The organism is Massilia phyllosphaerae, assembly GCF_034659755.1.
Taxonomy (GTDB): domain Bacteria; phylum Pseudomonadota; class Gammaproteobacteria; order Burkholderiales; family Burkholderiaceae_D; genus Telluria; species Telluria phyllosphaerae.
Genome location: NZ_JAXSQX010000004.1, coordinates 143,677 through 157,163, shown reverse-complemented (window position 1 = coordinate 157,163; position 13,487 = coordinate 143,677). Strand labels below are relative to the sequence as shown.

Below are 13,487 nucleotides of genomic sequence, written 5' to 3'. Positions count from 1 at the left end.
CTGAACTTGGATCCCCGCCTTCGGGGAGTCGGTGCCCGCAGTGCCGGGACCGGCAGGTCTAGCGCTAACGAAAACAAAAAAGACACAGTAGTAAACATATGGCAAAACATAGCAAAAGTATCCCCTCGCGCGGCCTGCGCGTCGCCGACCAGATCCAGAAGGACCTGTCGGAACTGATCGCCTTCGAACTGAAGGACCCGCGTGTCGGCATGGTCACCATCAGCGAAGTCAAGCTGACCCCGGACTACGCCCACGCCAAGGTGTATTTCACCCTGCTCAAGGACAGCCCGGAAGAGGTCAAGCAGACCCTCGAAGGCTTGAGCAAAGCGTCCGGCTACCTGCGCAACCTGCTCGGCAAGCGCCTGCACATCCACACGCTGCCGCAGCTGCATTTCGTGCACGACACCTCGACCAGCCGCGGCCTGGCGATGTCGGCCCTGATCGACCAGGCCAATGCCACCCGCGCTGCTGACGATGAAGAAACCTTGGCGGCCAAAAACGTCGATAAACCGTCGGACACCGAGTGAACGCACGTCCCCCGAAGAAGCCCCGCGACCTGGTCGACGGAGTGCTGCTCCTCGACAAGCCGGTCGGCCTGTCCTCGAACGATGCCCTGATCAAGGCCAAGCGCGTGGTCAATGCCAAGAAGGCCGGCCACACCGGCACCCTCGATCCCTTTGCCACCGGCCTGCTGCCGCTGTGCTTCGGCGAGGCGACCAAGTTCTCGCAAGACCTGCTGGAAGCCGACAAGACCTACCTGGCGACGGTCCACCTGGGCATTACCACGACCACCGGCGATACCGAAGGCGAGGCGATCGACACCAGACCTGTCGATGTCAGTGTCGAACAGATCGAAGCGGCGCTGGCCCGTTTCCGCGGCCCGATCCTGCAGGTGCCGCCGATGTACTCGGCGCTCAAGCGCGACGGCAAGGCCTATTACGAATACGCACGCGAAGGCATCGTGCTGGAACGCGAAGCGCGCCCGGTCACCATCCACGCACTGGAACTGGTGAGCTACGAGGCGCCGATGCTGGTCATCCGCGTCACCTGCAGCAAGGGCACCTACGTGCGCGTGCTGGGCGAAGACATCGGCGCGGCACTGGGCTGCGGCGCCCACCTGAACGCGCTGCGCCGGATCCAGGTCGGCGCGCTGACGGTGGACGGCATGGTGACGCTGGAACAGCTGCAGGCGCATCTCGAGCCGCTGTCGCTGCTGGCGCCGGTCGACACACTGTTGTCGACCTTTCCGAGCGTCGAGCTCACGGCGGAGCTGGCCAAGCGCTTCCTGAACGGCCAGCGCCTGGCCCTCGGCAAGGAGCCGGCGGTCAGCGTGCCCGGGCAGGAGGGCAGGGTACGCGTGTACCACGACGGCAGGCTGCTCGGCACCGCACTGCTCGGCGAGTATGCGATCCTGGCGCCGGAACGCCTGATCGCCTTCCAGGGCTGAGTCTTTCACGCAACAAGGGGCGCCGGGACGCTTGCCCATCCAGCATGGTTGGGAGATATTGAACACCGATCATGTATCGTGTTTAACCAGGCAGGAATCTCCCCATGCAAGCCATCCACTCCGCCCCCGGCGTCCAGGCGCGCCAGGCCAGCCGTGCCATCGGCGCACTGTTCTTTTCCGTGTTCGGCACGGTCCTGCTGGAAGTCTGGAACCGGCGCGCCGGTACCGGTGCCGGTCTGTTCAGCGGCATCGCCGTGCTGGGACTGGCGCTGGCCGCCAGTGCCTGGCTGACCTACCGCCGGCACGCACCGGCGCTGGCGGAAGAAGCCGACACGCCGGCAAAGCAGCGGGCCGACCGCATCTTCCACATCGTGAATGCGGGGCAGTGGGTCGTGATCCTGGTGCTCGGCAACGTGCTGGCCCACTTCGGCCTCGGCGCCTGGGTGGTGCCGATGGGGATCGTCGTGATCGGCCTGCACTTCGTGCCGCTGGCCCATGTGTTCCGCAATCCGCCGCATTACGTCACGGCCGCTGCCTTAGTCGGATTTGCCTGTCTCTACCCGCGCCATGCCGCCGGCGGGCCGGCCGACCCGGTCGGTTTCCTTGGCGCCGGCCTGATCCTTTGGATGAACGCGCTGTGGGCGCTGCGCCGCCAGACATGAACTTGTTTGTGGGCTCTTGAAAGGCGCGCGATGCGCGCGACATACGCCGTCACGAGCAGGTCACATCTCTGCGCCAAGCTAGCGCAAATCCCGCGGGCGAGCGCCCGGCAGACAGCAAATCTTTGAAAATACAGGACTTTCGCGGCCGCCAGGGCGCAGTAACCGTGCAGCAACTGCCGCAAGCCTGCTATAATAGTCGGTTCTGGAAATCGGAAAGCTCGACTCATCCGCCCATCACGCAACATTCACTGTTGAAAACGCATATGTCAGACACCAAACGCGCGATTCGTAATATCGCAATCATCGCCCACGTTGACCACGGCAAGACCACCCTGGTGGACCAGCTGCTGCGCCAATCCGGCACTTTCCGTGAAAACCAGGCGGTCGACACCCGCGTGATGGACTCGAACGATCTCGAAAAGGAACGTGGTATCACGATTCTGTCGAAGAACTGCGCAGTCGAGTACGAAGGCACCCACATCAACATCGTCGACACCCCGGGCCACGCCGACTTCGGCGGCGAGGTCGAGCGCGTGCTGTCGATGGTCGACTCGGTGCTGCTGCTGGTCGATGCCCAGGAAGGCCCGATGCCGCAGACCCGCTTCGTGACCCGCAAGGCGCTGGCCCTGGGCCTGAAGCCGATCGTGGTCGTCAACAAGATCGACCGTCCGGGCGCGCGCGCCGACTGGGCCATCAACCAGACCTTCGAACTGTTCGACAAGCTGGGCGCCAACGACGAGCAGCTCGACTTCCCGATCGTCTACGCTTCGGGCCTGAACGGCTACGCCGGCCTGGACGAAAGCGTGCGCGGCGGCGACATGAAGCCGCTGTTCGACGCCATCCTGAAATACGTGCCGGTGCGTGACGACAATCCCGACGGCCCGCTGCAGATGCAGATCACCTCGCTGGACTACTCGTCCTACGTCGGCAAGATCGGCATCGGCCGCGTCAACCGTGGCCGCGTCAAGACCGGCCAGGACGTCGTCGTCCTGAACGGTCCGGATTCGACCCCGATCAAGGGCCGCATCAACCAGGTGCTGAACTTCAAGGGCCTGGAGCGCGTGCTGGTCGATGAAGCCGTCGCCGGCGACATCTGCCTGATCAACGGTATCGAAGAAATCGGCATCGGCTCGACCGTGTGCGCACCGGATACCCCGGAAGCACTGCCGATGCTGACCGTCGACGAGCCGACCCTGACCATGAACTTCATGGTCAACAACTCGCCGCTGGCCGGCCGCGAAGGCAAGTTCGTCACCAGCCGCCAGCTGCGCGAGCGTCTCGAGCGCGAACTGAAGGCCAACGTCGCACTGCGCGTGCTGCCGACCGAAGACGACACCACCTTCGAAGTCTCGGGTCGCGGCGAACTGCACCTGACGATCCTGCTGGAAAACATGCGCCGCGAAGGCTTCGAGCTGGCCGTGTCGCGTCCGCGCGTGGTCTACAAGATGGTCGACGGCGTGCGTCACGAGCCGTTCGAGAACCTGACCGTCGACGTCGAGGAAGTCAACCAGGGCGGCGTGATGGAAGAACTGGGCCGCCGCCGCGGCGACCTGCAGAACATGGAATCGGACGGCAAGGGCCGTGTGCGTCTGGAATACCTGATCCCGGCGCGTGGCCTGATCGGCTTCCAGGGCGAATTCATGACCCTGACCCGCGGTACCGGCCTGATGAGCCACGTGTTCCACGAATACGCACCGGTCGACAACAGCAAGGGCGAACTGGCCGGCCGCCGCAACGGCGTGCTGATCTCGCAGGATGACGGCGCCGCCGTCGCTTACGCGATCTGGAAGCTGCAGGACCGCGGCCGCATGTTCGTCGAGCACAACACCCCGGTGTACGAAGGCATGATCATCGGTATCCACTCGCGCGACAACGACCTGGTCGTCAACCCGATCAAGGGCAAGCAGCTGACCAACGTGCGTTCGTCGGGTACCGACGAAGCCGTGCGCCTGGTGCCGCCGATCCAGATGTCGCTGGAATACGCCGTCGAGTTCATCGAGGACGACGAGCTGGTCGAGATCACGCCGAAGTCGATCCGCCTGCGCAAGCGTCACCTGAAAGAGCACGAGCGCAAGAAGGCCAGCCGCGAAAACGCGTAATCGCGCTTTCCGGTTGCAAAAAAACCCGCTGCCTGCAGCGGGTTTTTTTATGGGATTTTTTTTGAGTGTGGCGAGTTTATGAGTGTGGCGTTCTACGGCGCGGGGGCGACGGCGGCAAGCAATCGAAGCAGGAAGTGCAGGCATGAAAAAAGCCGCACTCGGGCGGCTTTTTCACGTGGCGGAGCGTAGATCAGCGCAAGCCCAGCAGGGCCAGCACGCGCTCGCGGCTGACGCCCACCAGCGCCGAGCTCAGCGCCAGCAGCGAATCGTAGTTGGTGTTCGCGGCGGCGCTGGCGAAGTCCTCGGCCGCCAGATCGACTTCCGGCGGCGGCGTGGTCGCGGTGACGACCTGCGAGCTGGCGGCGGAGAGCGCGGTGCTGGCCGCGTCCTGCGAACGGCGCACGCGCTCCAGGGCCTGCACGACCTCGCGCAGGCTTTGGCGAAGGGCATCGGCATTGCCGGCGTTGCCGCCGTTCGTGCTGCTGTTGCTGCCGATCGTCCACTGCTGCGGCGCCAGCGCCGGTGCGATTTCCTCGGTGGCGACGCGGCCGCGGCCGCTGACGGCGATGCTGTCCCTGACCGCCGGCCAGTTGGTTTCCGGGGTCGAGAACACCAGGCCGCCGTTGTTCAGGCCGGCACGCACGCCGAGCGGCGCGATGGCGCGGTCGATCGCACGCGCGGTTTCCTCGCTCGACTGGTCGGTGCCGATGGCGACCGCTAGTTGCGGACCGCCGACGCCGCCGACCGAGAATGCCACCGTCTGCGGCGCGTTCTGCTGCAGGGTGTCGATGTCCAGCCCGCGGATGCGGAAGCGCTGCTGGGCCGGCTGGCCGTCGAAGTTCAGGTTGGCGTCGACGCCGCCGCCGGCGCTGCTCTTGCGCGCCGCCAGCGTGTTGGTCAGCTGGCGCACCGCGCCGTCGAGCTGCTGGCGCTGGACGCTGCGCTGCTGGCTGCGCTGGCCGTTGCCGGCGCCGGACAGCCTGGCGCTGATCTCGCCTTTCAGGTTTTCCAGCTGGCCGGCGACCTGCTCGAGGTAGTCGACCGCCTGCTGGGCGCGCGCGACCGAGTCCTGCAGCGCGCTGCCGATGGCGGCGCCGTTGCTGCGCAGCGGGGCCGGCGCAGCCACGGGGGCGGCAGTGCTGGCGGCGTCCTTGTCGAGGTCGACGACGTCGAGGCTGCGTGCCGGTACCAGGCGCGCCGGTGTGGAGGTGCCGGCGACGAGGGCGCCGCCGGTGGAAGAACGAAGTGCTGTGTCGATTGCCATCAGAGCGCCGAGAACAGGGAAAGAGTGCCGATCTTGCTGTAGGCTTTATAGGTGGCCTGCAGCGCCGTGGAGTAGCCGTTCAGTTCGATCGCGGCGGCGCCGACGTCGAGCTGGCCGATGTCGTTGATCGCCATCTGGTTCGACAAACTGACGTTCTGGTGATTGGCGTCGATGGTCGACAGGATGTTCTGCTGGCCGCCGAGCACGGCGACCTTGCCGGACAACAGGTCCATCGCATCGTCGAAGCCGTCCAGGTTGGCCGACAGGGTTGCCTTGACCGTGGCGTCGTTGGCGTCGCGGCCCGAGTTCGACAGGGTATCGATGGTCTGGTCGAGCTGGTTGAGCAGCTTTTCCAGGCCCTTCACGTTCTGGTTCGCGGTCTGGGTGATGCCGTTGCCGACGACGACCGTCTGGGCATTGGTGTTGCCGGCGTAGCTGTAGCGCGCACCCAGCGGCTGGGTGGCGTCGTAGGCGATCGGCGCGCTGCCGGTCACGGTGCCGGAAAACACGTGGCGGCCTTCCTGGTCGATCGTGTTGGCGGTGTAGAGGATACTGTCGCGCAGCGAGGTCAGCGAGGTGACCATCGACTTTAGGTCGTCCGGCGTGTTGCTGCCGTCCGCGGCCCAGACCAGCAGGTCGCGGCCCGACTGCATGTCGTTGACCATGTTCTGCAGGTAGCCTTCGGTCTTCGACATGCGCTGCTGGACCGCGGCGATGTTGTCGCGGTACTGCTTGACGGCGGCTTCCTCGCGCTTCAGGCGCGACATGCGCACGCTGTCGACCGGATCGTCCGACGGCAGCTGGATGCGGTTGCCGTTCGCCATCTGCTGGGTAACGTAGCTGATGCGCTCCTGGTTCTTCTGGAGCGACTGGTTCATCATCGATTGGTATTGGCTGCTCGCGATTCGCATGATCTGGTTCCTTAACCTTAACCCATCATGGCCAGGGTGGCGTCGAACAGGGCGTTCGCCACCGACATCACCTTCATGTTGGCCTGGTACATATTCTGGTATTCGACCAGGTTCACGGCTTCTTCGTCCTGGTTGACGCCGCTCGTCGACTGCCAGTCGGCGTCGGCCTGGTCGCGCATCGACTGGGCGGTGGTCAGCGCGGTCTTGTTCTGCTGGCTTTGCACGGCCAGCTTGCCGACCAGCTGGGTGTCGGCGTCGCTGATCAGGACCGAGCCGAGGCCGGTCACCGTGATCGTCTGGTTCTTGATGTCGACCAGCTTCTGCAGGTTGCCGGTGTCGCCGGCGGTGCCGTCGCCCGAGAACGCCAGGTCGGCGGTCTGGAAACCGTCGGCCACCTGCAGCATGTTCGAGGTATTGCCCGGCGTGTAGACGAACATCGGCTTGCCCCGGGTGCCGTCCATCGCGTAGCCGGCCGCCAGCTGGCCGTTGACCTTGTCGGCGACCTGCTTCGCGATGTCGGCCACGCCCTGCTGCAGCGGCTTCAGGGTGTCCGTCACATAGGTCGACAGGCCGCCCAGCTGGCCGCCGGCCTTGGTCGGGTCCAGCGCGAACGAGGTGCCGGCGAATTCGAGGCTGAAGGTCTGGTCGAGGCCGCCGCCCACGCTCAGCGTGCCGGCGACGCCGCCCAGCACCAGCGACTGGCCCGACTTCAGCGAGACGTTGCGGGTGCCGTCCGGCTGGTCGCTGACTTCCAGCGCCAGCTGGCCGGCCAGGCTGTCGATCGCCTGGTCGCGCGTGTCGATCAGGCCCGAGGCATTGGTGCCGCTGGCATTCGCGTTGGCGATCTGCGTGTTCAGCGAGGCGATCGTGGCGATCGCGCTGTTGGCCGAGTCGATCACGGCGCTGCGCTGCTGGCGCACCGATTGCATCTGGGCGTTGTAGACGTTGTTCAGGCTGTTGAAACGCTGGGCCAGCAGCGTGCCGGTGGTGACCACCTGCTGACGCAGCGGGGTCGAGGTCGGATCGACGCCGGCGACCGCGTTCAGGGCGGCGAAGAAGCTGTCGATCCCGCTCGACAGGTTGGATTGGTCGTCGGCCATGACCTGTTCCAACTGGGTCATGTAGGGCTGGGTCTGCGAGCGCTCGCCGACTTCCGAATTGCTGCGCCACAGCTGCTGGGTTTTATAGTTGTCCGAAAAACGCAGCAGCGAGCTCACGCGCACGCCGTTGCCGGCCTGGTTGGCGCCGGCCGAAGGCGCCGCCGCCGTCAGCAGCGCGGACTGGCGCGTATAACCCTTGGTCTGCAGGTTGGCGATGTTCTGGCTGCTGGCGGACAGCGCCAGCTGCGATGCGAGGGCGCCGGACAGCGCGTTGTTCAGGATGCTCATGGGGCACGTCTCATAGGGGCGGAATCAATACAGACAGGCGACCGTTCAGCCAGCTTTATTAAGTCCTTGCGGCAACAATTGCTTCAAAATGGCATCGGCAACGCCAAAGGCGCGCTGGTTCGCCAGGTTCCCGGCCAGCATGTTGTCGACCATGTCGGTCATGTCCTGGTTGACCTTGTTCTTGGCCGCGCTGTCTTCCGGGGCGATGGTGCGCTGGTTCTCGCGCATCTGGTGCAGCATGTGCGAGATGAAGAAGCTTTCGAATTCGACCGCGGCCTTGGTGGCCTTCGCCACGTAGGCCGGATCGGGCGCCTGGGCGGCGTCGGCGGCCGGGGCGACCGCATCGGCGGGGCCGGCCTGTTCCGGATGGAGCGGCTTGAGCGGGTTGAGGTTGTTCAGCATCAGATCACCACCAGTTCGCCTTCGATCGCGCCGGCCTGGTCGAGCGCCTGCAGGATCGCCATGATGTCGTCGGGCGAAGCGCCCAGGCTGTTGACCACGTCGATGATGGTCTGCAGGCGCGCACCGGCCGGCCAGTGGAACATCTGGCCCGAGCCGCGGTCGACCGAGATCTTCGACTGCGGGGTCACCGCGGTCTGGCCGTTCGACAGCGGACCCGGCTGGCTGACCGCCGAGCTTTCCGAGATCACGACCTTGAGGGCGCCGTGGGTGACGGCGGCCGATTTCACGCGCAGGCCGTCCGAGATCACCACGGTGCCGGTACGCGAGTTGAACACCACCTTGGGCGTCTCGGCGCCGGCTTCCACCAGCATGTTTTCCAGCTTGGCGACGAAGGCCACGCGCTCGGTCGGGTTGCTTGGCGCGACCACTTCGACGCTGGTGCCGTCGGCTGTGGTGGCGACGTCGCCGAAGCGGCGGTTGATCGTATTCACGACGTTGGTCGCGGTGTCGAAATTCGGATGGCGCAGGCGCAGCATGACTTGCGGGCGGGTCGAGAAGTCGGTCGGGATCTCGCGCTCGATCTGGGCGCCGTTCGGGATGCGGCCGCCGGTCGGCGTGTTCACCGTCACCGAGGAACCGCTCTTGCCCGAGGCCGCCAGGCCGCCGACCACCACGTTGCCTTGGGCCAGCGCATAGACTTCGTTGTCGGCCGCGCGCAGCTGGGTCAGCAGCAGGGTACCGCCGCGCAGGCTCTTGGCGTCGCCCAGCGACGACACCGTGATGTCGATCGACTGGCCGCGGCGGTAGCCCGGCGGGAACACGGCGGACACCATCACCGCCGCCACGTTCTTGTTCTTGGCATCCTCGCCCTGCGGCAGCTTGACGCCGAACTGCTTGAGCATGTTGACCACCGACTGGCTCGAATACTTGACCTGGGTCGAGTCGCCGCTGCCGTTCAGGCCGACGACCAGGCCGTAGCCCACCAGCGGGTTTTCGCGGACGCCTTCGACGCTGACCAGGTTACGCAGCGGCTGGGTGCGCGGCATGGCCGGCTCCACCTGGGCCGAGGTCTTCGGTATGGCCGGCGCCGCCATGGCCACGGAGGCGGCGGACAGCGAGAGGCTGGCCAGTACGGCCAGGGAAACGATACGGATCAGTGAAGCAGGGCGTGCGAATGAGGTCATGTCGTGCTCAGAACGGCATCAGGGGGCCGGTGAAGAAGCGGGTCAGCCAGCCGGGGCTGTTGGCATCGGCCAGCGAGCCTTGGCCGGAATAGGCGATGCGGGCATTCGCCACGCGCAGCGAGGACACCTGGTTTTCCGAATCGATGTCGGCGGCGCGCAGGTAGCCCTTCACGCGCAGGAACTCCTCGCCCTGGTTCAGCTGCAGGCGCTTTTCGCCGGCCACGCGTAGCAGGCCGTTCGGCAGCACTTCCTGCACGATCACGGTGACCGCGCCGGTCAGCGCGTTCTGCTGGGTGCTGGTGGCGTCGCCCTGGAAGCTGCGGTCGGCGCTGGCGTCGATCGACGTGCGGCCGAAAGTCTTGCCGAGCGCGCCGAGCGGGGCCACCGAGACCGACGAGCCCTTGCTGAAGCTGGTGCCGGCCTTCTTGCTGGCCTGGGTGGTTTCCTGCAGCAGGATGGTGACCACGTCGCCAATGCGGAAGGCGCGCGCGTCCGAGGTCAGCGACACGGTGTCGGCCGAGAACACGCCGCCGGACATGCCGGTGCGCGCCGCGCCGGCCTTGGGCAGGGCGAGGGCGTCGTCGACCAGGGCCGGGGTACGCAGCGGCACGTTCGAGGCGCAACCGGTGAGCAGCAGGATGGCCGCCGCTGCGGCGGCATGCAGACGGACCATGATCAGCGCGCCGCCTGCGACAGGTATTGCAGCATGTTGTCGGCAGCCGACAGCACCTTGGTGTTCATCTCGTAGGTGCGCTGGGCGGCGATCATGTCGACCATCTCTTCCACCACCTGCACGTTCGAGCCTTCCAGCGCGCCCTGCTTCAGGGTGCCGATGCCGGCGGTGCCGGGCTGGCCCTGGTTCGGGTTGCCGCTGGCGGCGGTTTCCTGGAACAGGTTCTCGCCCATCGCCTGCAGGCCGGCCGGGTTGACGAAGGTGGTCAGGGTCAGCTGGCCCAGTTCGGTCGGGGCGGTGCTGCCCGGCACCGCGGCGCTGACCATGCCGTTGGCGCCGATGGTGAGCGACAGCGCGTTGTTGGGCACGGTGATCTGCGGCACCAGGGGCAGGCCCTGGGCGTTGACCAGCACGCCGTTGGCGTCGACCTGCAGCTGGCCGGCGCGGGTGTAGGCGGCGGTGCCGTCCGGACGGCGCACCTCGAGGAAGCCGTTGCCCGAGATGGCGACGTCGAGCGGCTGGCTGGTGGTCTGGATGCTGCCGTTGGTGAAGATCTTCTGGGTGCCGACGACGTGCACGCCGTTACCCAGCTGGACACCGTTGGACACGGTGTTGTCCGCGACCTGGGCGCCCGGCTGGGCGTCGATCTGGTAGAACAGGTCTTCGAACACGACGCGGTCGCGCTTGAAGCCGGTCGTGTTCACGTTGGCCAGGTTGTTGGCGATGGCCTGCAGCTTCGCATCCTGGGCTTGCACGCCGGTCTTGCTGATCAACATTGCGGGATTCATGGGATTTCCTTTTTAAGCGCCGATCAATTTGTTACCGGCTTCATTCATCTTGTCGCTCGCCTGGAACAGCTTCATCTGGATCTCGAAGCTGCGGTTCAGGCTCATGGTGGCGACCATTTCCTCGACTGCCGACACGTTGCTGCCTTCCAGCGCGCGCGAACGCAGTTTCACGTTGGGATCGGCGGCCAGGGGGGCGCCATCGCGGGCGACGATCAGGCCGGCCTCGTTCTTGGTCAGTTCCGTGCCTTCGGCGTTCACCAGGCGCAGCTTGTCGATCACCTGCATCTGGGTGGCGCCTTCGGTCAGCACCGAGATGGTGCCGTCGGTGCCGATCTCGACCGCGGTGTGCGGGGGCAGGGTGATCGGGCCGCCTTCGCCCATCAGCGGGTGGCCGTGCACCGACAGCGCGCCTTCGGCGCTCATCTCGATCTCGCCCGAGCGGGTATAGGCTTCGCCGTCGCCGTACTGCACGGCGAGCCAGCCCTTGCCGCCGATCGCCACGTCGAGCGGGCGGCCGGTCTCGCGCACGCTGCCGGCGCGGGTCGAGAGGGTGTCGGCCTGCATGTTCGTCATGTGCACGTCGTCGTAGCCGTAGCCGCCGTTCGGCTTGGCGTGGCCGGCGACTTCCATGTTGGAGCGAAAGCCCGCGGTGTCCAGGTTGGCCAGGTTGTTGGCGTGGACCTGCTGGGCGCGCATCAGGCGGTCGGCGCCGGAAGCGGCGGTGAAGATCAGTTTATCCATGTCGGCTCAGTGTCTCGATCGATGTCCGGATTACAGGGCCTGCATCAGGGCCTGCATCATCTGGCTTTCGGTGGTCAGGACCTTGGAGTTGGCCTGGTAGTTGCGCTGCGAAGTCATCAGGCCGACCAGTTCCGAGGTGATGTCGACGTTCGAGCCTTCCAGTGCGCCGGTATTGAGCTTGCCCGCCAGGCCGACGCCTGGGACGTTGTACAGGGCCGCGCCCGAACCGGCGTTGGCGGTCCAGCTGGTGCCGCTGATCGCCTGCAGCCCGCCTTCGTTGGCGAAGTTGGCGATGGCTACCGTGCCGACCACTTGCGACTGGTCGTTGCTGTACTTGGCGACCAGCGAGCCGTCGCCGGCCAGTTCGACGCCGACGAAGGCGCCCGAGGCATAGCCGTCGCTGCGGTTGGTGGTGGTGGTGGCGTCGCCAGCGAAGCGGGTGGTGCCGGTGTAGTCGAACTTGACGCTGCCTCCGGCCGCGCCGCCCTGTGCCGGGATGTTGATGGTGTTGTTGGTAACGCCGGTCAGCTTGCCTGTGGAGTCGAAGGTCAATTGTCCCGGGGTTGCACTGACCGCACCGCCGTCCAGCGAGTAGTAGACGTTGACGGTGTTGTCGTTCTGCTTGGAGAAATACTGCGACATGGTGTGCTGGGTGCCCAGCGAGTCGTACACGACTGACTGCTTGACCATGTTATAGGTGTTCGGGTCGTCCTTGCTGAAGCCGGTCTTGTTGCTCCAGTCGGCCGACAGGTTGCCGACGAAGGCGACGCTGGTGGTGGCGACGGCCGGGATCTGGCCGGTCGGCACCTGGATGTCGCCCATCGCGCCGAGGGTGCCGTTGACGGCCGGGCCGTAGCCCTGCACCTTCTTGCCGTCGCTGTCGATCAGGTAGCCCTTGGTGTCGGTCGAGAAGATGCCGACGCGGCTGTAGGTCATGCCGCCCTGCGGATCGCGGCTGACGAAGAAGCCGCGGCCGTCGATGGCGGCGTCGAGGCCGCGGCCGGTGGTGGTGGTGCTGCCGTTCTGGCTGATGTTCTGGGTGACCGAGCCGATCTCGGTGCCGTTGGCCTTGCTGCCGGCCATCACGGTGGCGAAGTTGGCGCGGCCGGCCTTGAAGCCATAGGTGGCGGCGTTGGCGATGTTGTGCGAAACGGTTTCCAGCTGCTCGTTGATGGCCTGGATGCCGGACAGTGCGATGTCGAAGCTCATGTCGATTCCTTGATATTTTGATGCGGTAGAGGAGGGAGGCCCGCTCAGGAGCCCGTCTTGCCGTTGAATCCCGTGACGGTCGAGGGATCGACCTCGCCAATGCCCGCCACTTGCAATACGACGCCGGTTCCGGTGACGCGCACGCTGTTCAGGCGTGCCGCCACTTCGACCTGCGGGGCGCTGCCGTCGGACGGCTGCGCCTGGATGGAATAGGTGCCCGGCGCCAGGCCGAGCGCGTCCGGATCGATGGTGAAGGTTTGCTCGCCCGAACCGTGGGCGGGCAGCGCCACGGTATGCTGCTGGCCGTCGATGCCGGTCAGGACCAGGTTGGTGGCGCTGCTGGCGCCGAGCAGGTTGATGCTGCCGTTGATCTTGGCGCCGTCCACTTTGACGTGGTCGGTCACCACGGTCACGTCGGAACCGACCTGGCCGCCCATCGCCAGGGTCTGCAGGCTTTGCAGGATGCTGGCGTTGGCGGTGGTCATGGTCGACAGGTTCTGCAGCGCCTCGGTCTGCGACAGCTGCGACAGCTGGTTGACGTAGGTGGTCGGATCCTGCGGCTCGAGCGGATCCTGGTTCTGGATCTGCGCGACCAGCAGCTTGGTGAACATGTCGCGGTTTTCCGAGGTGGTGGCCTGGGGCGCGACGGCGCCGCTGCCGGCCGCCGTGGTGTTGTTGCCCAACGGGTTGTTGGTGGTGGAAGTCGTGGTCACCATGTC

The 13,487-nt window shown here is 66.0% G+C and carries 14 protein-coding genes; 4 read left to right on the top strand and 10 right to left on the bottom strand.

What is annotated here, in order from left to right; genetic code table 11:
• Positions 1 to 98 precede the first annotated feature (98 nt).
• The 4 genes from rbfA (at position 99) to typA (ending at position 4,208) form a co-directional block, all read left to right on the top strand.
• Positions 99 to 527: a 30S ribosome-binding factor RbfA gene (gene rbfA, locus U1H99_RS16690; protein ID WP_323142852.1), complete on the top strand. Its 429-nt coding sequence runs from the start codon at positions 99 to 101 to the stop codon at positions 525 to 527.
• A complete protein-coding gene (truB, locus tag U1H99_RS16685) occupies positions 524 to 1,447 on the top strand; it encodes a tRNA pseudouridine(55) synthase TruB (protein WP_323142851.1) in 924 nt (307 codons plus the stop codon). The genes rbfA and truB overlap by 4 nt, the downstream gene beginning before the upstream one ends.
• Positions 1,448 to 1,551: 104 nt before the next feature.
• Complete coding sequence (locus U1H99_RS16680) at positions 1,552 to 2,109, top strand: hypothetical protein (RefSeq protein WP_323142850.1); 558 nt, start codon at positions 1,552 to 1,554, stop codon at positions 2,107 to 2,109.
• A gap of 263 nt (positions 2,110 to 2,372) precedes the next feature.
• Positions 2,373 to 4,208, top strand: coding sequence for a translational GTPase TypA (gene typA, locus U1H99_RS16675; protein ID WP_323142849.1), 1,836 nt, complete (start codon positions 2,373 to 2,375; stop codon positions 4,206 to 4,208).
• Between the two features lie 190 nt (positions 4,209 to 4,398).
• Here the strand turns inward: typA and U1H99_RS16670 are convergent, their stop codons facing one another.
• From U1H99_RS16670 to U1H99_RS16625, 10 genes are all read right to left on the bottom strand, one after another.
• Positions 4,399 to 5,472 (bottom strand): hypothetical protein, encoded by a 1,074-nt coding sequence (locus U1H99_RS16670; RefSeq protein WP_323142848.1) that lies wholly within the window; start codon positions 5,470 to 5,472, stop codon positions 4,399 to 4,401.
• Positions 5,472 to 6,383: a flagellar hook-associated protein FlgL gene (flgL, locus tag U1H99_RS16665; RefSeq protein WP_323142847.1), complete on the bottom strand. Its 912-nt coding sequence runs from the start codon at positions 6,381 to 6,383 to the stop codon at positions 5,472 to 5,474. The genes U1H99_RS16670 and flgL overlap by 1 nt, the downstream gene beginning before the upstream one ends.
• 17 nt (positions 6,384 to 6,400) lie before the next feature.
• Positions 6,401 to 7,771 (bottom strand): flagellar hook-associated protein FlgK, encoded by a 1,371-nt coding sequence (gene flgK / locus U1H99_RS16660; protein WP_323142846.1) that lies wholly within the window; start codon positions 7,769 to 7,771, stop codon positions 6,401 to 6,403.
• 45 nt (positions 7,772 to 7,816) lie between these two features.
• Positions 7,817 to 8,173, bottom strand: a complete 357-nt coding sequence (locus U1H99_RS16655; protein ID WP_323142845.1) for a rod-binding protein — start codon at positions 8,171 to 8,173, stop codon at positions 7,817 to 7,819.
• The gene (locus U1H99_RS16650) at positions 8,173 to 9,267 is read right to left on the bottom strand and encodes a flagellar basal body P-ring protein FlgI (RefSeq protein ID WP_375341630.1); all 1,095 of its coding nucleotides are present in this window, start codon (positions 9,265 to 9,267) and stop codon (positions 8,173 to 8,175) included. The genes U1H99_RS16655 and U1H99_RS16650 overlap by 1 nt, the downstream gene beginning before the upstream one ends.
• Before the next feature lie 97 nt (positions 9,268 to 9,364).
• Positions 9,365 to 10,030 carry a flagellar basal body L-ring protein FlgH gene (gene flgH / locus U1H99_RS16645; RefSeq protein ID WP_323142844.1) on the bottom strand — a complete coding sequence of 222 codons (666 nt, stop codon included), beginning with the start codon at positions 10,028 to 10,030 and terminating at the stop codon, positions 9,365 to 9,367.
• 2 nt (positions 10,031 to 10,032) lie between these two features.
• Positions 10,033 to 10,818 (bottom strand): flagellar basal-body rod protein FlgG, encoded by a 786-nt coding sequence (flgG, locus tag U1H99_RS16640; RefSeq protein WP_323142843.1) that lies wholly within the window; start codon positions 10,816 to 10,818, stop codon positions 10,033 to 10,035.
• 12 nt (positions 10,819 to 10,830) lie between these two features.
• On the bottom strand, positions 10,831 to 11,559 hold the full coding sequence (locus U1H99_RS16635) for a flagellar basal-body rod protein FlgF (protein ID WP_323142842.1): 729 nt from the start codon (positions 11,557 to 11,559) through the stop codon (positions 10,831 to 10,833).
• Between the two features lie 30 nt (positions 11,560 to 11,589).
• Positions 11,590 to 12,768, bottom strand: coding sequence for a flagellar hook protein FlgE (locus U1H99_RS16630; protein ID WP_323142841.1), 1,179 nt, complete (start codon positions 12,766 to 12,768; stop codon positions 11,590 to 11,592).
• Between the two features lie 44 nt (positions 12,769 to 12,812).
• Positions 12,813 to 13,484 carry a flagellar hook capping FlgD N-terminal domain-containing protein gene (locus U1H99_RS16625; protein WP_323142840.1) on the bottom strand — a complete coding sequence of 224 codons (672 nt, stop codon included), beginning with the start codon at positions 13,482 to 13,484 and terminating at the stop codon, positions 12,813 to 12,815.
• Positions 13,485 to 13,487: the final 3 nt, after the last annotated feature.